This is a genomic window from Gordonia oryzae (assembly GCF_003797185.1).
Classification (GTDB): domain Bacteria; phylum Actinomycetota; class Actinomycetes; order Mycobacteriales; family Mycobacteriaceae; genus Gordonia; species Gordonia oryzae.
The window spans coordinates 190,620-208,745 of sequence record NZ_RKMH01000001.1; the positions used below are offsets into that span (position 1 = coordinate 190,620).

At 66.9% G+C, this 18,126-nt stretch carries 21 protein-coding genes and 1 riboswitch; of the genes, 18 read left to right on the forward strand and 3 right to left on the reverse strand.

Translation table 11 applies throughout. The annotated features are described in order from the left end of the window. Positions 1-326: 326 nt before the first annotated feature. Positions 327-467 (forward strand): hypothetical protein, encoded by a 141-nt coding sequence (locus EF294_RS21265; protein ID WP_185090891.1) that lies wholly within the window; start codon positions 327-329, stop codon positions 465-467. A 219-nt stretch (positions 468-686) separates the two neighbouring features. After that, positions 687-971 (forward strand): transposase, encoded by a 285-nt coding sequence (locus EF294_RS21720; protein WP_281275955.1) that lies wholly within the window; start codon positions 687-689, stop codon positions 969-971. Positions 972-1,089: 118 nt separating this feature from the next. Here EF294_RS21720 and EF294_RS00910 read toward each other — a convergent pair whose 3' ends face one another. Next, a complete protein-coding gene (locus EF294_RS00910) occupies positions 1,090-1,719 on the reverse strand; it encodes a TetR/AcrR family transcriptional regulator (protein WP_123925141.1) in 630 nt (209 codons plus the stop codon). A gap of 109 nt (positions 1,720-1,828) precedes the next feature. Here EF294_RS00910 and EF294_RS00915 point away from each other — a divergent pair, with 109 nt between their 5' ends. Both EF294_RS00915 and EF294_RS21725 read left to right on the forward strand, forming a co-directional pair. Further along, complete coding sequence (locus EF294_RS00915) at positions 1,829-2,527, forward strand: hypothetical protein (protein WP_246007594.1); 699 nt, start codon at positions 1,829-1,831, stop codon at positions 2,525-2,527. A 36-nt stretch (positions 2,528-2,563) separates the two neighbouring features. Beyond that, complete coding sequence (locus EF294_RS21725; protein ID WP_246007595.1) at positions 2,564-2,716, forward strand: hypothetical protein; 153 nt, start codon at positions 2,564-2,566, stop codon at positions 2,714-2,716. 142 nt (positions 2,717-2,858) lie between these two features. Here EF294_RS21725 and EF294_RS00925 read toward each other — a convergent pair whose 3' ends face one another. Continuing rightward, positions 2,859-3,302: a nuclear transport factor 2 family protein gene (locus EF294_RS00925; protein ID WP_123925142.1), complete on the reverse strand. Its 444-nt coding sequence runs from the start codon at positions 3,300-3,302 to the stop codon at positions 2,859-2,861. A gap of 104 nt (positions 3,303-3,406) precedes the next feature. Here EF294_RS00925 and rpe point away from each other — a divergent pair, with 104 nt between their 5' ends. Together rpe and ribD are read left to right on the forward strand one after the other, a co-directional pair. After that, positions 3,407-4,084 carry a ribulose-phosphate 3-epimerase gene (rpe, locus tag EF294_RS00930; RefSeq protein ID WP_185090908.1) on the forward strand — a complete coding sequence of 226 codons (678 nt, stop codon included), beginning with the start codon at positions 3,407-3,409 and terminating at the stop codon, positions 4,082-4,084. A 5-nt stretch (positions 4,085-4,089) separates the two neighbouring features. Next, positions 4,090-5,121: a bifunctional diaminohydroxyphosphoribosylaminopyrimidine deaminase/5-amino-6-(5-phosphoribosylamino)uracil reductase RibD gene (ribD, locus tag EF294_RS00935; protein WP_123925143.1), complete on the forward strand. Its 1,032-nt coding sequence runs from the start codon at positions 4,090-4,092 to the stop codon at positions 5,119-5,121. On the opposite strand, the gene EF294_RS00940 is transcribed toward ribD, so the two are convergent. Continuing rightward, positions 5,110-5,385 (reverse strand): lipopolysaccharide assembly protein LapA domain-containing protein, encoded by a 276-nt coding sequence (locus EF294_RS00940; RefSeq protein WP_123925144.1) that lies wholly within the window; start codon positions 5,383-5,385, stop codon positions 5,110-5,112. The genes ribD and EF294_RS00940 overlap by 12 nt on opposite strands. Before the next feature lie 165 nt (positions 5,386-5,550). Next, positions 5,551-5,707, forward strand: a riboswitch (FMN riboswitch). Positions 5,708-5,758: 51 nt separating this feature from the next. Between EF294_RS00940 and EF294_RS00945 the strand changes: the two genes are divergently transcribed. The 12 genes from EF294_RS00945 (at position 5,759) to tpiA (ending at position 18,071) form a co-directional block, all read left to right on the forward strand. Then, positions 5,759-6,421 carry a riboflavin synthase gene (locus EF294_RS00945; protein WP_123925145.1) on the forward strand — a complete coding sequence of 221 codons (663 nt, stop codon included), beginning with the start codon at positions 5,759-5,761 and terminating at the stop codon, positions 6,419-6,421. Next, entirely contained in the window at positions 6,421-7,770 is a 1,350-nt protein-coding gene (locus tag EF294_RS00950) for a bifunctional 3,4-dihydroxy-2-butanone-4-phosphate synthase/GTP cyclohydrolase II (protein WP_123925146.1), read from the forward strand. The genes EF294_RS00945 and EF294_RS00950 overlap by 1 nt, the downstream gene beginning before the upstream one ends. Positions 7,771-7,817: 47 nt before the next feature. Next, positions 7,818-8,333: a 6,7-dimethyl-8-ribityllumazine synthase gene (gene ribH, locus EF294_RS00955; RefSeq protein WP_123925147.1), complete on the forward strand. Its 516-nt coding sequence runs from the start codon at positions 7,818-7,820 to the stop codon at positions 8,331-8,333. 53 nt (positions 8,334-8,386) lie between these two features. Then, positions 8,387-8,830, forward strand: coding sequence for a PH domain-containing protein (locus EF294_RS00960; RefSeq protein WP_123925148.1), 444 nt, complete (start codon positions 8,387-8,389; stop codon positions 8,828-8,830). Continuing rightward, entirely contained in the window at positions 8,830-9,720 is an 891-nt protein-coding gene (locus tag EF294_RS00965) for an SAM-dependent methyltransferase (RefSeq protein WP_123925149.1), read from the forward strand. Before EF294_RS00960 ends, EF294_RS00965 begins: the two co-directional genes overlap by 1 nt. Positions 9,721-9,730: 10 nt before the next feature. Next, positions 9,731-11,761: an excinuclease ABC subunit UvrC gene (uvrC, locus tag EF294_RS00970; RefSeq protein ID WP_123925150.1), complete on the forward strand. Its 2,031-nt coding sequence runs from the start codon at positions 9,731-9,733 to the stop codon at positions 11,759-11,761. A 20-nt stretch (positions 11,762-11,781) separates the two neighbouring features. Beyond that, on the forward strand, positions 11,782-12,726 hold the full coding sequence (gene rapZ, locus EF294_RS00975) for an RNase adapter RapZ (protein ID WP_123925151.1): 945 nt from the start codon (positions 11,782-11,784) through the stop codon (positions 12,724-12,726). Continuing rightward, positions 12,723-13,727 carry a gluconeogenesis factor YvcK family protein gene (locus EF294_RS00980; RefSeq protein ID WP_123925152.1) on the forward strand — a complete coding sequence of 335 codons (1,005 nt, stop codon included), beginning with the start codon at positions 12,723-12,725 and terminating at the stop codon, positions 13,725-13,727. Before rapZ ends, EF294_RS00980 begins: the two co-directional genes overlap by 4 nt. Before the next feature lie 120 nt (positions 13,728-13,847). Beyond that, positions 13,848-14,825 (forward strand): DNA-binding protein WhiA, encoded by a 978-nt coding sequence (whiA, locus tag EF294_RS00985; protein WP_185090909.1) that lies wholly within the window; start codon positions 13,848-13,850, stop codon positions 14,823-14,825. 184 nt (positions 14,826-15,009) lie between these two features. After that, on the forward strand, positions 15,010-16,026 hold the full coding sequence (gap, locus tag EF294_RS00990) for a type I glyceraldehyde-3-phosphate dehydrogenase (RefSeq protein ID WP_123925153.1): 1,017 nt from the start codon (positions 15,010-15,012) through the stop codon (positions 16,024-16,026). Positions 16,027-16,071: 45 nt separating this feature from the next. Then, the gene (locus EF294_RS00995; protein ID WP_123925154.1) at positions 16,072-17,283 is read left to right on the forward strand and encodes a phosphoglycerate kinase; all 1,212 of its coding nucleotides are present in this window, start codon (positions 16,072-16,074) and stop codon (positions 17,281-17,283) included. Beyond that, a complete protein-coding gene (gene tpiA / locus EF294_RS01000) occupies positions 17,280-18,071 on the forward strand; it encodes a triose-phosphate isomerase (RefSeq protein ID WP_123925155.1) in 792 nt (263 codons plus the stop codon). The genes EF294_RS00995 and tpiA overlap by 4 nt, the downstream gene beginning before the upstream one ends. Positions 18,072-18,126 lie beyond the last annotated feature (55 nt).

Below are 18,126 nucleotides of genomic sequence, written 5' to 3' on the forward strand. Positions count from 1 at the left end.
GATCATCGTCAGCATCGACACCTACAAGGACACGCGGCGATCCTGAGCATGCGCGGAGAATTCCTCGCCGACAAGCAATCCCCAGCCCAGCACGCGGCTGCGCATAGCTCTTGACCTGGACCGCGACCGTCGGCCGGTCTCCACGTTCGGCGTCGAGTGCACCGGCTTCTACGACGCCGACCTCGTCCGGCACTTGCTGGTCGAAGGCCACGGCGTTCGGGAGATCAACCTCCCCCACGCCAACACCGCCGCGCGTCGCGGCAAGACCCGACGCGGTCGATGCCAAGGCCGCGGCCCGCAAGGTCCTCGCCGGAGAGGCTCCGGTGGTGCCCAAGAACACCAGGGGCGCTGTCGAGTCGATCCGGATGCTCACCCTGGCCCGCAACTCCACCGTCAAGCCACGCTCGACGGCGCAGACCCAGTTGCAGAACGTGCTCGTCACCGCCCCGTACGCGTTGCGGGAGTAGATCAACGCCGAAGCCTCCGGCTCGATAGCCCGCGTCGCGCTCTGCCAGCGGCCGCGTCTGGACCTCGCCAAGCTCGCGGACCCGGCCCACGCCGCGAAGCTCACCCTCCGCCAGCTGGCGCAGCGCGTCGAGAGTCTGGACGCCGAGATCTCCGACCTCGACCGCGAACTCAAGACGCTCGCCGACGCCACCACACCGACGCTCGTCTTTAAGGCTGGCATAGGAACCGGGCGCGCCGCGCAGGTCCTGAGCAGTGATGGTGAGAACATTGCCCGCCTGCATTCCGACGCTGCGTTCGCCAGCTTGTGTGGCGCGGCTCCGATCCCCGTCGCCTCGGGCAGGACCCACCGCATGCGCCTACACCGCGGTGGTGACCGCCAAGCCAACCGGGCACTGCACATGATCGCCGTCGTCCGCCTGCGCTACGACCCGAATACCATCGCCTACGTGGAACGCAGACTCGCAGAAGGACTCTCTAAGAAGGACACGTCCGGCGCTGCCTGAAACGGTTCATCGCCCGCGAAGTGTTCCACGACCTCACCACCGGATTGGTCCTCCGGCCGCCGGTCTAAATGACGTTCAGTCCGTTGCTCCTTGGTTGTCCCTCGCGCGACGCGGTCGGTCAATGGTCATCTGTGGCGTGGCGCATTTGTTGCCGTGTGAGGTCGCCCATAGCGACCACACCCTGCGCAATCTGGGCAGCGAGTCGCGAGAGGTCGCTGTCGGCGTGTTCTGGAAAGTTGGAGGTTGCCGCGAGAGTGGCAAATCCGTGGCACAGTGACCATCCCGCCAGGGCGAGTCCTTGAACCTCGTCGTCGGTGACCTGCCCGGACAGACCTGCGGTGAGGTCGGTCCGGGCCGTGGCATACAGCACGTCAAACGCCGAACTCTTGGCGTGCATCAACTCGAGGTCATCGCCGCGGTACAGATTCGGGCGGAACATTACTTCGAAGTATCCGCGGTGGGTCAGGGCGAAGGCTATGTAGGCTTGGCCGCCACTGAGGAAGCCGTCAGTGGCAGCCGCTCGGATCATCTCTGCTTGGAGGCGAAATCCTTCAGTCGCCACGGCGGTAAATATTCCGGTCTTGTCGCCGAACTTGTAGGCCAGCGCAGCATGCGAGACACCAGCGCGCCGCGCGATACGGCGCATGCTCACCGCAGCCACGCCCACCGTCTCGACTTCCGCTACCGCACCGTCGATCGCCACGCGGTCGATCTGCCCATGATGGTACGGGCGCTGCACGTCGGCCATAGCCAGCTATCCTACCGGCCAGATTTGACCATTGATAAGTTTCGAACGGTGAGCCATACTCATTCCGTCACGAACTGTCCAGCGGCAAGATGCTCGCTGAGGAGGACCAATGGTCGAGAAGAGCAACTCGCGGTTCCCCATGCGGTCCTGGATGCCGGCTCGCGTGGCCCGGTGGGCTGGGATAGCTGGATTCGTCATCCCGGCCTTCACCCTGCTGACCTACCCAATCTGGTTGATGCAGCGCCCGCACCTAGACGGGGTTGAACTGGCGCAGTGGGCCATCCATCAGCATGGTCGCCTCGTCGCTACCATGCTGCTCGATGTCGTCGGCGTCACGATCTGGTACATTTTCGGAGCCGCGACCTGGACCTACCTGCGTGATCGGCTTCCGGCAACATCGCCGCTTCCAGCCTGTTTCGGTGTCAGCTTTGTTGGGTGCGTAACGCTGCTGCTGAGCGGGTTTACCGCGTTTGCACTCTTCCTGTACCGTCCGCACAGCCCCGAAGTGTCAACACTGCTGTACGACGTGACTTTCGGGCTGCTCGCGGTCTCCGGATTGCCGACCATCGTGGCCTCGGGATCTTGCTCGATCGCCGTATATGTGCACCGCGTACTACCTCGGTGGGCCGGGCACCTTGCGCTCGCGACCGCGGTAGTGCACCCGGTCCTATTGGCAACACTGACCATTCGCGGCGGGCCACTTTCACTTGAAGGGTTCGCGATCGCCGCCATGCCGGCATTTCTCTTTGTCTGGATCCTCGGTACTGCCCTTGCTATGCCCCGCTCTAGTGAGCAATCCGACTCTTGAAACTGGTCGGCTTGACATCTATAGGACCGTCGCGCGGTGTCGATCGACAGATGGGTCGCCGATGCGGCGGTGACCACCCAGGTCGGCTTCGTCGACGACGAGGTAAGCGCCCTGATCGGACGCGCCGGACGTGACATCGCCTCACGTCGGGGATGGTGCTCGCTCTCGAACAATGCTCGGCGGGAGTAGCGGCGATCTCGTCGTCAACCCCGACCGGTGGCCTGGTTCTGGCCGACGGACCCGTCGGCGCGCACGCAGCGGCGATCACCAACGACCGACCGCGTATCCGCACGGTGACATGACCGATCCGGGGGCATGACCTGCCCGGCAGTCACCGATCCGGCACCAGGGTGCCCTGGTGATACAGCGCCACCCAGTGCCCACCATCGTCGTCGCAATTGTCGTACCGCCAGAGTGTTGCCCGCCGCGACACCCTCTCACCCTGGTGCAGCGTATAGGTGACCAACTGGGTGGCAGGGGCGATACTGCGCACCGCGAAATCCTCGACGCGCCAGTTCTCTTCGAGGTCGGCCGGGGCTGTGGTGCTGGCATGCCGCCGGGCGAGCACCGACCACACGTGTTCGCGGTCGTAGCGACTGCCCGAGGCGCCGACCTCTGAGAAGTCCACATCGGTCATCCGGTCGAATTCGGCGCGGGAGAAGCCGCGCTCCCAGCGGTGAAAGATCGGTTCGCACCGCCGCAGGGCGCCCGCGACCCCACCGGAGTCCTCGCCCGCGACCCCACCGGTGTCGTTGCTCGAGCGCTCGTCGTCCATGGTGTCCAGTGTCGCACCGGCGGCGATCGGCGGGCGCCACACCCGACTTCGTCGGTGTCGCCCGGCCGCGTATGTTGTCTGCCATGAGTTCCCCGATTGCCCCGATGATCGCCCCGTCGATCCTCTCGGCCGACTTCGCCAACCTCGCCGCCGAGGCCGGCGCGGTCTCCGGACCGGGACCCTCGCGCGCCGACTGGTTGCACGTGGACGTGATGGACGCCCACTTCGTCCCCAACCTGACCCTCGGGCTGCCGGTCGTGGAGAGCCTGCTCAAGGCCACCGACATCCCACTCGATTGCCACCTGATGATCGACGATCCCGGTCGTTGGGCGCCGCCGTACGCCGAGGCGGGCGCCTACAACGTCACGTTCCATGCCGAGGCGACCGTTGACCCGGTCGCCGTGGCCAAGGACATCCGGGCCGCGGGCGGAAAAGCCGGTCTCGCCCTCAAACCGGGCACCGCGCTCGAGCCGTATCTGGAAATCCTGCGCGACTTCGACACTGTGCTCGTGATGAGCGTCGAACCGGGTTTCGGTGGCCAGAAGTTCATGCCCGAGGTACTCGACAAGGTGCGCGAGATCCGCACGATCGTCGATGCCGGCGAGTTGCGGCTGCTCGTGGAGATCGATGGGGGCATCCACGAGGGGACGATCGCCGAGGCCGCCGAGGCCGGTGTCGACTGCTTCGTCGCCGGGTCCGCGGTCTACGGTCCCGCCGATGCCGGTGCCGCCGTCGCGGCGTTGCGTGAGAAGGCAACGGCGGCAAGGGTACACGCTCACTGACACCGATGATCCCCGACGAGGCGGCGCTGGCCGCAGCGATGCGTGAGGCCGTCGCCGAATCGCGAGCGGCACTCGGTGGGGTGTCGCCGAATCCGGCGGTCGGCGCCGTGTTGTTGGCGCCGGACGGTACCGAGATCGCCCGCGGTCACACCCAGCCGCCGGGCGGTGCGCACGCTGAGATCGAGGCGCTGCGCCGCGCCGGGGATGCGGCGCGCGACGCGACCGCGGTGGTCACTCTCGAGCCGTGTAATCACACCGGACGCACCGGCCCGTGCGCCCAGGCGTTGATCGAGGCGGGGGTGGCCCGGGTGGTCTATGCCGTCAGCGACCCGAATCCGACCGCAGCGGGTGGTGCGGACCGGTTGCGTGCGGCGGGGATCGAGGTGATCGCGGGCGTGGGCGCCCTCGACGCGCGGTCGGGGCCGTTGCGCGGCTGGCTGTTTCGCCAACGGTTCGGACGCCCGCTGGTCACCGCGAAGGTCGCGTCCACCCTCGACGGCCGGATCGCCGCGCCCGACGGCACGAGTCAGTGGATTACCGGCCCGCTGGCACGCGCCCGGGCCCATCGGCAGCGCGCCGAACTCGATGCGATCATCGTCGGCACCGGGACCGTCATTGCCGACGACCCCGCACTGACCGCCCGGTTACCCGACGGCACGCTGCATGCCCACCAACCCATTCGGGTTGCCATGGGGGAGCGCGACATTCCCGACGGCGCCCGGATTCGTGACACCACGGTGGGCGGGTTCCGGCATGTCCGTACCCATGATCCGGTCGAGGTGCTCGCGGCGCTGGACAACACGACGTGGGTGCTGGTGGAGGGTGGTCCGCCGATCATCGGCGCGTTCCTCGACGCCGACCTCGTCGACGAGGTCGACAGCTATGTGGCGCCGACGATCCTGGGTGCCGGGCCGTCGGCGGTCGAACGGGCCGCGACGATCACGCTCGCCGACGCAACCGAACTACATCTGGCCGGCGTCGAACAACTCGGTTCCGACGTCCTGATCCGGAGTGTGTCCGACCGGCTACTGCCGTGAACGCTTGCGCGCGCCGTTGCGCCCAAGGATCCAGCCCGCGAGCAGGCCACCAAGCGCGACGATGGTGAGGATCAGCCACTGCCATGAGCTGATGGAGAACATCAGGAACCGCACCTGCACGTGCTGGGTGTTCTGGGCGATGAAGATGATCGCGACGATAGTGAGGATCAGCGGGAGCCAAAAGCGTTTCAGGAGTCCCAGGACGATCTCGGCGGCTGTTCGACCAGCGGATCCGGTGGATGTCGGTGTCGACTTGTCGGCCATGCTGGCGTCGCCTTTCGCCGTGTACCGGGTCCGAGAACCCAGACCTGGGTGGTCGTGAATCATAGCGCAGTGGCGCTCGTTCCTGTGCGACGGGTGCACCCGCTGCACCGCATAGGTGGAACACCGTACTGGTTGGGTCCGCGACCCTCGTGCTAGCGTCGATATGTAAGTTCTCGGGGCGGGGTGAAACTCCCCACCGGCGGTGATGGTGTCGCATAGGCGATACCGAGCCCGCGAGCGCCCGTCCAGCTGTGGACGGGGACAGCAGATTCCGGTGCGACTCCGGAGCCGACGGTCACAGTCCGGATGCGAGAGAACAAGACGGTCCTGCGCCGTCCTGTCTGCTCCGAGCGAGTTCGACAGGAGGTAGAAGGTGTTTACAGGCATCGTCGAGGAACTGGGCACCATCGTCGGCCGAGATGATCTCGCCGATGCGGCTCGACTCACCATTCGTGGCCCGCGGGTCACCTGCGACGCCGGATTCGGTGATTCGATCGCGGTCAACGGTGTATGTCTAACGGTCGTAGAATTCAACGACCAGCAGTTCACGGTGGATGTGATGGCTGAAACCCTCCGTCGCAGTTCGCTCGATCGTCTCGGACCGGGCAGCTCGGTGAATCTCGAACGCGCCATGCGCGCCGACGGCCGGTTCGGCGGTCACATCGTGCAGGGACACGTCGACGGCACCGGAATCGTTGTGGCGATCAGTCCCTCCCAAAATTGGACGGTCGTACGGATCGGCGTCGATCCGCATCTGAGCCGCTACCTCGTGGAGAAGGGCTCGATCACCGTTGACGGTGTCTCTCTGACCGTCTCGGCGCTCGGCGCCGGGAGCGGAGCGAGCGGGCCGGGTGACTGGTTTGAGATCTCGCTGATCCCCACCACTTTGCAGGAGACCACCCTGGGGTCGGCGTCGGTCGGCGCGGTGGTCAATCTCGAGGTCGACGTTCTCGCCAAATACGTCGAACGACTCCAGGCAACCCGCGCCGAGTCGATCCGAACCCAGAGCGCAGCCGGCACGGCAGAGGTGAAGTGATGAGCGAGGCCGTCAGCGAGAAGACCGCGAGTGAATCGACAAGTGCAGCAGTGTATCTCGATACCGTCGATCGTGCGATCGCCGACATCGCGGCGGGCCGGGCCGTCGTGGTGGTCGACGATGAGGATCGCGAGAATGAGGGTGATCTGATCTTCGCCGCGGAGAAGGCCACCCCCGAGCTCGTGGCGTTTATGGTGCGTTATACCTCGGGGTATTTGTGTGTGCCGATGGCCGGTGACGACTGTGATCGGTTGGGACTACCGCCGATGTATTCGATGAACCAGGACAAGCACGGAACCGCCTACACAGTCACCGTCGACGCCCGGGAGGGCGTCGGCACGGGGATCAGCGCCTCTGATCGGGCGACGACGATGCGGTTGCTGGCCGATCCGGCGAGCACCGCGGGTGATTTCACCCGTCCGGGCCATGTGGTCCCGTTGCGCGCCAAGGACGGTGGGGTGTTGCGCCGGCCGGGGCACACCGAGGCGGCCGTGGATCTCGCGCGGCTGGCCGGTCTCGCACCGGCGGGGGTGATCTGTGAGGTGGTGTCGCAGAAGGACGTCGGGTCGATGGCCCAGACCGACGAGCTGCGAATCTTCGCCGACGAGCACGATCTCGCGTTGATCTCGATCGCCGACCTGATCGCGTGGCGACGCCGTCACGAGAAGCACGTGGTGCGGGTGGCCGATGCCCGCATCCCCACCCGGCACGGGGATTTCCGCGCCGTCGGTTACACCAGCATCCACGATGACGTCGAGCATGTGGCATTGGTGATGGGTGATCTCGCCGGAGCAGACGGCAGCGGCAGTGATGTGCTGGTGCGGGTGCATTCCGAATGCCTTACCGGCGACGTCTTCGGTTCGCTGCGCTGTGATTGCGGTCCGCAGCTCGATGCCGCGATGGAGATGGTCGCCGCCGAGGGGCGTGGTGTGGTGCTCTACATGCGCGGTCATGAGGGGCGCGGCATCGGTCTGCTGCACAAGCTGCAGGCCTACCAGTTGCAGGACGCGGGCTCGGACACCGTCGATGCGAATCTGCAGCTCGGTCTGCCCGCCGATTCCCGCGACTACGGTCTGGGCGCACAGATCCTCGTCGACCTCGGGGTCACCTCGATGCGCCTGCTCACCAACAATCCGGCCAAGCGGGTGGGACTCGACGGGTACGGGTTGCATATCGTGGAGCGCGTGCCGATGCCGGTGCGGGCGAACAAGGAAAATTTGCGGTATCTGCGGACCAAGCGTGACCGGATGGGGCACGATCTCGACGGTCTGGAGAACTGGGACGGTCCCGACCACCTGGATCCGCAGGGCACGCTGGATTCGCCGTCTGGAGACGGCGGACCGGCATGAGCAGCAGAGTTTGATGAGCTGCGGATCTGTGAGAGCGGAGGACCTCTATGAGCGGACACGGTGAACCCACCCTCGAGTTGGGGGATGCAGGCAAGCTACGCCTGGCGATCGTCTCGTCGCAGTGGCACGCGACGATCTGTCAGGCACTGCTCGACGGTGCGGTGCGCGCCGCTGCCGAGCACGGGGTCGACGATCCGACCATCGTTCAGGTGGCCGGCGCCATCGAGCTGCCGGTGATCGTGCAGGCCCTGGCGCGTACCCACGACGCGGTGGTTGCGCTCGGCGTGGTCATCAAGGGGGAGACCCCGCATTTCGACTACGTCTGTGACGCGGTCACCGCGGGCCTGACCCGGGTGTCGCTGGACGAGTCGACCCCGGTGGGCAACGGAGTGCTGACCACGTTGACCGAGCAGCAGGCTCTGGATCGGGCCGGATTGCCGGATTCCAAGGAGGACAAGGGTGCTCAGGCCACGACGGCGGCGCTGGCCTCGGCTCTGACCCTGCGCGCGCTAAGTCGCGGCGAGGCCTATCCCGGCTCGGTGACGACGGCCGCTGCGTCGTGAGCGAGGTGCGACCGGGGCCCGTGGTGCCTGGTGGGTCGACGTACGAGTGGGACATGGAGTACCGTTCGCGGCGCCTGCGGCTGATCGGCATCGTGGCCGCCGCGGTGGTGGTGGTCATTCACGTCACCTTCGGTGTGCTGCTGACCATCTCCAACACCGGTCCGGTCAACATCGGCTGGTCCGATCAGGCCGCGCTCATCTGTATCGGTCTGGTCGAGGCGTGCGCCGTCATGTTGCTCGCCCGGCCCCGATTGCGGGTTGGCTCGCGTGGGGTCTCGGTGCGCAATCTGGCCACCGAGCGGCTCTTCGAGTGGAGCCAGGTACGCGGACTCACCTACCCGGAGAAGGGGTTCGGCGGCCAGCTCGAACTCCCCGCCGACGAGCACGTGCCGGTACTGGCGATCCAGGCCGGTGACGGCGCGCGCGCGATCGAGGCGATGGAGCGCTACCGTGAGATCGAGCAGCTCTACCGTCGCGGCCGGGTCGGGGACACGTGATGATCGAACTCGACGCCGTGGGGCAGACCGCACTCGGGGTGGCCTCTGTGCGCGCTTATGAGTCGCTGCGTCGTGACGCGCTGTTCACCGATCCGCTGGCCGTTGCCCTATTCGAATCCGCGTTGGTCGCATCCGGGGTCACCGACCCCGACGGCACCCTGCCACCGATGCCGCCGGCCACCGACGCTGCCGGCCGCGAACGCCTTGGCATGTACCACTGGATCGTCGCCCGCACCCTGTTCCTCGACGACATGTTCCGATCGGCTGCGCGCGACGGGATCGAGCAGTTCGTCATCCTGGGCTCCGGACTCGACGCCCGGGCTTTCCGGCTGGACCTGGGATCGGCGGCGGTGGTCTATGAGCTGGACCGCCCGCCGGTGGTCGAGGTCAAGGAAGCTCTCGTCGCTGAGCATGAGCTGGTCGCCGGCACCGGCCGACGGGTCGTGCAGGCCGATCTGATCTCCGACTGGTTATCGCCCCTGATCGAGGCCGGCCTGCACACCGATGAGCCGACGTGCTGGCTTGCCGAAGGGCTCCTGGTCTATTTCGAACCCGACGTCGCGCGGCGGGTGATCGATACCATCGGGCGGGCCAGCGCATCGGGATCACGCATCGGCGTCACCGTTCGCTCCACGCGCGGCACACGCACCGATGGCCCTTTCGCGCAGGTGGCCGCGCTCTGGCACCAGGATCCTGGCATTGTTCGGCGTTTCACCGACACCGGGTGGACGTGTGAGGTCACCGACACCGCCTCGGTGCTCGCCGCGGCGGGCCGAGCCATCGATGCTGAGCTCGGGGCCGCGGGAACCGCCGACGATGGTTCAGTGGGGCCATCGGCGAGTCTGCTCGCCGGCCGGTTCGAATCCCGATCCGTCGGCCGCGCCGACTAGCCTGGAACACGTGGCCGACCCGAGTACCTACCGTCCTGCGCCCGGGACGATCCCGACAGATCCGGGAGTGTACAAATTCCGTGATTCCCACGGCCGCGTCATCTATGTGGGTAAGGCCAAGAACCTTCGCTCTCGTCTGACGTCGTACTTCGCCGACATCGCCTCGCTGCATCCGCGTACTCGTCAGATGGTGACCACCGCGGCGTCGGTGGAGTGGACGGTCGTCGGCACCGAGGTCGAGGCGCTGCAGCTGGAATACAACTGGATCAAGGAGTTCGATCCCCGGTTCAACGTCCGTTATCGCGACGACAAGAGTTACCCGATGTTGGCGGTCACGCTCAACGAAGAGTATCCGCGGCTGTTCGTCTACCGCGGGCCGCGGCGCCGTGGCGTGCGCTACTTCGGTCCGTACTCGCACGCGTGGGCCATCCGCGAGACTGTCGACCTGCTGACCCGGGTGTTCCCGGCCCGCACCTGCTCGGCCGGGGTGTTCAAGCGGCACGGGCAGATCGACCGGCCGTGTCTGCTCGGCTACATCGACAAGTGTTCGGCGCCGTGTATCGGTCGGGTCAGCGCCATCGAGCACCGTGAGATCGTCAACGATTTCTGCGACTTCCTGGCGGGCCGCACCGACCAGATGATCAAGCGCCTTGAGCGTGAGATGGCCTCGGCCGCAGAGGCACTCGACTTCGAACGGGCGGCGCGTCTGCGCGACGACGTGGGGGCGATGCGGCGCGCGTTGGAGAAGCAGGCTGTGGTACTCGGTGACGGCACCGACGCCGACGTCATCGCAATGGTCGGCGACGAACTCGAGGTGTCGGTGCAGATCTTCCACGTCCGGGACGGTCGGGTGCGCGGTGAGCGCGGGTGGGTCGTGGAGAAATCCGATGACGACGACATCGGCGAGCAGGTCGGGCAGTTCCTCACGCAGTTCTATGGCGCCCAGGCCGATCTCGATGCGACTGTCGAGGTCGGCGAGGATCGCGAGCGTGGTGAGTCAGTGCCGCGTGAGGTCCTCGTTCCCGCGCTTCCCGCCGAGCACGAGGAGCTGACCGAGTTCCTCTCCGATCTGCGTGGCAGCCGTGTCAGTCTGCGGGTTCCGCAACGCGGCGACAAGAAGGCGTTGTTCGAGACGGTCGCACGCAACGCGGGAGAAGCGTTGACGCAGCACAAGTTACGCCGTGCAGGTGACCTGACGACGCGGTCGGCGGCGCTGACCGAGTTGCAGGAGGGCCTCGGACTCGACCAGGCCCCGCTGCGGATCGAGTGCGTCGACATCTCGCACGTGCAAGGTACCGATGTGGTGGCCTCGCTGGTGGTCTTCGAGGACGGATTGCCCCGCAAATCCGACTATCGCCACTATTCGATCCGCGAGGCGGCCGGAGACGGCCGCTCCGACGACGTCGGTTCGATCGCCGAGGTGACTCGTCGACGTTTCCTGCGCCATCGCGCCGATCAGGCCGACGGCGTCGCCGCGCAGGTGGCGGCGCAGGTGGCCGCCGACTCCGACTCGAAGAAGACGCGGCGCTTCGCCTATCCGCCGAATCTGTTCGTCGTCGACGGTGGTGCGCCGCAGGTGCATGCCGCGGCGACGGTTCTCGATGAACTCGGCGTCACCGACGTGGCGGTGATCGGACTGGCCAAGCGACTCGAGGAGATCTGGGTGCCCGGTGACGACGAACCGGTGATCCTACCCCGCTCCAGCGAGGCGCTGTTCCTGCTGCAGCGGGTGCGCGACGAGGCGCACCGTTTCGCGATCACCTTCCACCGCAGCAAACGCAGCAAACGTATGACCGAGTCGGTACTCGACGGCGTTCCCGGCCTCGGACGCTCCCGGCGCACCGCGCTGGTCACCCACTTCGGCTCCGTCGCCAAGTTGCGGGAGGCCACCGTCGACGACATCGCCGCGGTGCCGGGCATTGGCCCAGGGACCGCACGGGTGGTGCACGACGCGCTGGCCGGCGACACGCCAACGGCCACCGGAAATTCGGCGGCCGGACCGGTCGAGACCACTCGCGATGTGACGGCGGGATGGACGTGAGCACGAGCGGAGGTACGGATATGACCGACAGCGATCCCGTGCAGGGGGCATCGGTAGCAGGCGCCTCCGGCGCGGACGCCACCGACGGACTCGTCGTCCTGTTTGTCGCGGGCATGTCCGGCGCCGGTCGCTCCACGGTCGCCAACGTGCTCGAGGACGACGGCTGGTATGTCGCCGACAACGTGCCGCCCGCGCTGATCTCGACGATGGTCGACCTCGTCGCCAACAGCGACCCGCCGATCCTGCGGCTGGCCATGGTGTTGCGCGCTTCCGACGAGAACCTCGGCGCGCAGTTACGCACGCTGCGGGCACAACTCGCGGCCACCGGCACCCAGACGCGACTGCTGTTTCTCGACGCCAGCGATCAGGTGCTGGTCCGCCGCTTCGAGCAGGTCCGTCGTCGCCATCCGCTGCAGGGTAGCGAGACCTTGGTGGAGGGGATCGCGCGGGAGCGGGTGATCCTCGCACCCCTCAAGGATTCCGCCGACCTCGTGGTGGAGACCTCGACGCTGACCGTCGCCAAACTGCGTGAGGTGGTGGAGGATTCGTATCCGCACGACGCGAGTTCCCGGCTCAGCGTTGCCGTGCAGTCCTTTGGGTTCAAATACGGATTGCCGATCGACTCCGACCTCGTCGCCGACGTCCGCTTCCTGCCCAATCCGTATTGGGTGGCCGATTTGAGGGAACTCAACGGTCGCGACGCGGCGGTGCGGGAGTATGTCCTCGGACAGGACGACGCCGGGCGCTTCGTCGATCTCTACATCGAACTGATCGGTGTCGTGGGCAAGGGTTATCTCCGAGAAGGCAAGCGCTACATGACCGTCGGCATCGGATGCACCGGCGGCAAGCACCGCAGTGTCGCGATCTCCGAGGAGTTGGCGCGTCGCCTGCGGGTCGCCGCGGACGACGCGGGTGCCGCGCGCTACGACGTGCGGGTCATGCACCGTGATCTGGGGCGCGAATGAGTGCCATGCGGATCGCCGCGCTCGGCGGCGGACACGGCCTGTATGCGACCCTGACGGCGATGCGCTATCTGAGCCCGCACGTGACGGCCATCGTGACCGTCGCCGACGACGGTGGGTCGTCGGGCCGGTTGCGTTCGGAACTCGGGGTGATCCCACCCGGCGATCTGCGAATGGCGATGGCGGCGTTGATGTGTGCGCCGGCGGCCCTTGACGGTCTGGCCGGGCGGCGGGACCCGGCCGCCGACCGGCGGCACCACGAGTTGTGGGCGGAGACCTTGCAGCATCGCTTCGGTGGTTACGGTGCGCTCGCCGGTCATCCGGTGGGCAACCTGCTGCTGGCCGGGCTGACCGAGGTCCTCGGCGATCCGGTGGCCGCCCTCGACGAGATGATGCGTGTGTTCGACGTCGATGGTCGGGTGCTGCCGATGTCGTCGGTACCGCTGGAGATCGAGGCCGACGTCTCCGGACTGGAATCCGATCCGCGTATCTCCCGAGTCATCCGTGGCCAGGTGGCCGTGGCGACCACCCCGGGCAAGGTGCGTCGGGTGCGACTCCTGCCCGCGGAGCCGCCGGTGTGCGAGCCGGTGATCACCGCCGTCGACGAGGCTGACCTCGTCGTGCTCGGTCCGGGCTCCTGGTTCTCCAGTGTGATCCCGCACGTCCTGGTGCCGGACCTGCTGAAGGCGTTGCAGCGCAGCACTTCTCGTAAGGTGTTGATCGTGAACCTGGCGCCGGAGCCGGGGGAGACTCCAGGATTCTCGGTCGAGCGACACCTGCATGTGCTGCACGCCCACGCCGACACGCTCACGATCGATCACGTGGTCGTCGACGAGTCGTCGGTGCCCGCCGGGCGCGAGCGCGAGCACCTCGAGAGGGCAGCCGGGATGTTCGGTGCGAGCCTGGAGGTCGGTGATCTCGCCGTTCCCGGCCGCCACGTCCACGACCCGGCGAAAGTGGCCGGCCTGATCAAGCAACTGTGTTCGCGTGAAACGACCCGTTAGGCTGGCCCAGCGTGGTTGAGCGAGGGCAGGGTCTACCGGGGCGCGCCCTGGTAGTACAGGCATGGGGTCCACGGATGGCAGGAGGACCCGGCGATGACAGGAGGACAGGGACCGGTGGCGATGACCGCGGCGGTGAAGGACGAATTGAGTCGGCTCGCCGTGACGCAGGTGAGTCCGCGCAAGGCCGAGGTGTCGGCGCTTCTGCGGTTCGCGGGAGGCCTGCACATCGTGGCCGGACGAGTAATCGTCGAGGCCGAGGTCGACATGGGCAATGTAGCGCGACGGCTGCGCCGGGAGATCCACGACCTGTACGGATACACCTCTGAGGTCCACGTCCTGCGCGGTGGCGGACTACGCAAGTCGGCGCGTTACATCGTGCGGGTCACTGCCGACGGTGAGGGCCTCGCTCGACAGACCGGGCTGCTGGATCTGCGCGGTCGACCGGTCCGGGGACTGCCCGCGCAGGTGGTCGGCGGCAGTGTTGCCGACGCCGAGGCCGCCTGGCGCGGGGCGTTTCTGGCGCACGGGTCGCTGACCGAGCCCGGCCGGTCCTCGGCGCTGGAGGTCAGCTGCCCCGGTCCGGAGTCGGCGCTCGCGCTCGTCGGGGCGGCCCGGCGACTCGGGGTGTCGGCGAAGGCCCGTGAGGTGCGCGGCGCCGACCGTGTGGTCATCCGCGACGGTGAAGCGATCGGCGCGCTGTTGACGAGGATGGGCGCACACGACACGCGCCTGGTCTGGGAGGAACGCCGGATGCGTCGGGAGGTGCGGGCAACGGCCAACCGGCTCGCCAACTTCGATGACGCCAACCTGCGCCGCTCGGCGCGCGCCGCGGTCGCGGCCGCCGCCCGGGTCGAGCGCGCGCTGGAGATCCTCGGCGACGACGTCCCCGACCACCTCGCCGCGGCCGGACATCTGCGCATCACCCACCGGCAGGCCTCGCTGGAGGAACTCGGCCAGCTCGCCGATCCACCGATGACCAAGGACGCCGTCGCCGGCCGGATCCGCCGGCTGCTGTCGACCGCGGACAAGAAGGCGCATGCCGAGGGCATACCCGACACCGAGTCGGCGGTCACCGCGGATTTGCTCGACGAGGAGTGACCGAGAGTCGTCGACCCGATCGTTCGGTCGGCGGTACGGGTGTACCCAGTGCACCCGTCGCGCTGCCCGCGATCAGGCGTCCTACTAGGCTGGACCCGACACCGGTTGGCCATGAGCTGATCGGCCACCAGGAGCGGTGCGGGCAGATGACCCCGCGCCGAGACAACCGCTAAGGAGCACACCAGTGACTGTTCGGGTAGGCGTCAACGGATTCGGCCGGATCGGCCGCAACTTCTTCCGCGCCGTCGAAGCACAAAAAGCATTGGGCACCACCGACATCGAGATCGTCGCTGTCAACGATCTGACCGACAACGCGACCCTGGCACACCTGTTGAAGTTCGATTCGATCCTGGGCCGCCTGCCGCAAGAGGTCTCCCTCGACGGCGACTTCATCGTCGTCGGCGATCAGCGCATCAAGGCTCTCGAGGTCAGGGAAGGCCCGGCGGCGCTGCCGTGGGGTGACCTCGGCGTCGACGTCGTCGTCGAATCCACCGGCATCTTCACCGCCGCGGAGAAGGCCAAGGGCCACCTCGACGCCGGCGCCAAGAAGGTCATCATCTCCGCGCCGGCCTCCGGTGAGGACATCACCATCGTCATGGGTGTCAACGACGACAAGTACGACGGCAGCCAGAACATCATCTCCAACGCGTCGTGCACCACCAACTGCCTCGGCCCATTCGCGAAGGTACTCAACGACGAATTCGGCATCATTTCGGGTCTGATGACCACCGTGCACGCCTACACCCAGGATCAGAACCTGCAGGACGGTCCGCACAAGGATCTGCGTCGCGCCCGCGCCGCGGCCATCAACGTGGTGCCCACCTCGACCGGCGCGGCCAAGGCCATCGGACTGGTCCTGCCCGAGCTCAAGGGCAAGCTCGACGGTTACGCGCTGCGCGTGCCGATCCCGACCGGTTCGGTCACCGACCTCACCGCGACCCTGGAGAAGTCCGCGACCGCTGACGAGATCAACGCCGCGATGAAGGCCGCCGCCGAGGGGCCGCTCAAGGGCATCCTCAAGTACTACGACGCGCCGATCGTCTCCAGCGACATCGTCACCGACCCGCATAGCTCGCTGTTCGACGCCGGGCTGACCAAGGTCATCGGCAACCAGGTCAAGGCCGTCTCCTGGTACGACAACGAGTGGGGCTACTCCAACCGCCTCGTCGACCTGTCCGGCCTGGTCGGCAAGTCTCTCTGACCGACCGGTCGCTGCCGAACCCAACCGTTACGGAGCAATGCTGCAATGGGTGTACCCACTCTGAAAGATCTTCTCGACGAGGGCGTTTCGGGTCGCGGTGTGTTGGTTCGATCGGATTTCAACGTCCCGCTCGACGGGTCGACGATCACCGATCCGGGCCGAATCCTCGCCTCCCTGCCGACGCTGAACGCGCTCATCGATGCCGGCGCCAAGGTGATCATCACCGCGCATCTGGGCCGCCCGAAGGGCGAGCCGGATTCGAAGTATTCCTTGGCGCCGGTCGCCGAACGTCTCGGCCAGGAGCTGGGCCGCAACGTCCAGCTCGCCGGTGATGTGGTCGGCTCGGACGCGCTCGCGCGCGCCGAGGGACTCACCGACGGTGATGTCCTGCTGTTGGAGAACGTGCGGTTCGATCCGCGCGAGACATCCAAGGACGAATCCGAGCGAGAGGCGCTGGCCAAGGCCTTCGTCGAACTCGTCGGTCCCGATGGCGCCTTCGTCTCCGACGGGTTCGGGGTGGTGCACCGCAAGCAGGCCTCGGTGTACGACGTCGCCAAGCTCCTCCCGCACTACGCGGGTGAGCTCGTGGCGGCTGAGGTCAAGGTGCTTTCGGCACTCACCGAGGACCCGGGGCGGCCCTACGCCGTGGTACTGGGTGGGTCCAAGGTGTCCGACAAGCTCGGAGTGATCGAGGCGCTGGCACCGAAGGTCGACACGCTGGTCATCGGCGGCGGTATGGCGTTCACGTTCCTGGCCGCTCAGGGCCATGTCGTGGGCACCTCGCTGCTGCAGGAAGATCAGATCGAGGTCTGCAAGGATCTGCTGGAGCGATTCGGTGATGTCATACGGTTGCCCGCCGATGTGGTGGTGGCCGACAAGTTCGCCGCCGACGCGCAATCTCGGACGGTCTCTGCCGACGCCATCCCCGACGGATGGATGGGTCTGGACATCGGGCCGGAGTCGGTGCAGCGTTTCGCCGCGCTGCTCTCCGGCGCCAAGACGATCTTGTGGAACGGACCGTCGGGCGTGTTCGAATTCGAGAAGTTCTCCGCGGGCACCAAGGGGGTTGCCGAGGCGATCGCCGGCGCCACCAAAGCCGGTGCGTTCACCGTTGTTGGCGGGGGCGACTCCGCAGCCGCGGTGCGCACGCTGGGGTTGCCCGACGACGACTTCTCGCATATCTCGACCGGTGGCGGTGCGTCGCTGGAATACCTGGAGGGCAAGGAATTGCCGGGACTGAAGGTGCTGGAATCATGAGCGGATCCCGTAAGCCGCTCATCGCGGGCAACTGGAAGATGAATCTCAACCACCTCGAGGCCATCGCACTGGTGCAGAAGATCGCGTTTGCGCTTCCCGCCAAGTACTTCGAAAAGGTCGACGTGACGGTCATCCCGCCGTTCACCGACATCCGTTCCGTGCAGACTGTCATCGACGGTGACAAATTGCTGCTGACCTACGGTGCCCAGGATCTGTCGGCGCACGACTCGGGTGCCTATACCGGCGAGATCAGCGGGGCGTTCCTGGCCAAGCTCGGATGCACCTTCGTCGTCGTCGGGCATTCGGAGCGGCGCACCCTGCACGCCGAGACCGACGAGGTGGTGCTCGCCAAGACCAAGGCGGCGCTCAAACACGGCCTGACGCCGATCGTCTGTATCGGCGAGGGACTCGACATCCGAGAGTCCGGCGAGCACGTCGCCTACAACGTCGCGCAGCTGAAGGGTTCGTTGGCTGGTCTCTCTGCCGAGGACGTCGCGAAGGTCGTCGTCGCCTACGAGCCCGTCTGGGCCATCGGTACCGGTCGGGTGGCCAGTGCCGCCGACGCGCAGGAGGTCTGCGCGGCGGTGCGTACCACGCTCGCCGAGATCGCCGATGCGTCGACGGCCGCCTCGGTGCGGGTGCTCTACGGCGGATCGGTGAACGCCAAGAACGTCGGCGACATCGTCGGCCAGACCGATGTCGACGGGGCACTCGTCGGCGGAGCCTCCCTGAAGGCCGACGAGTTCTCCACATTGTCGGCGATCGCCGCAGGCGGCCCCCTGCCCTGAGCGCTCGCCCCAACGCGTAGACTGGTCGCGCCGGTCGCATTCCTCGTGAGGTGGC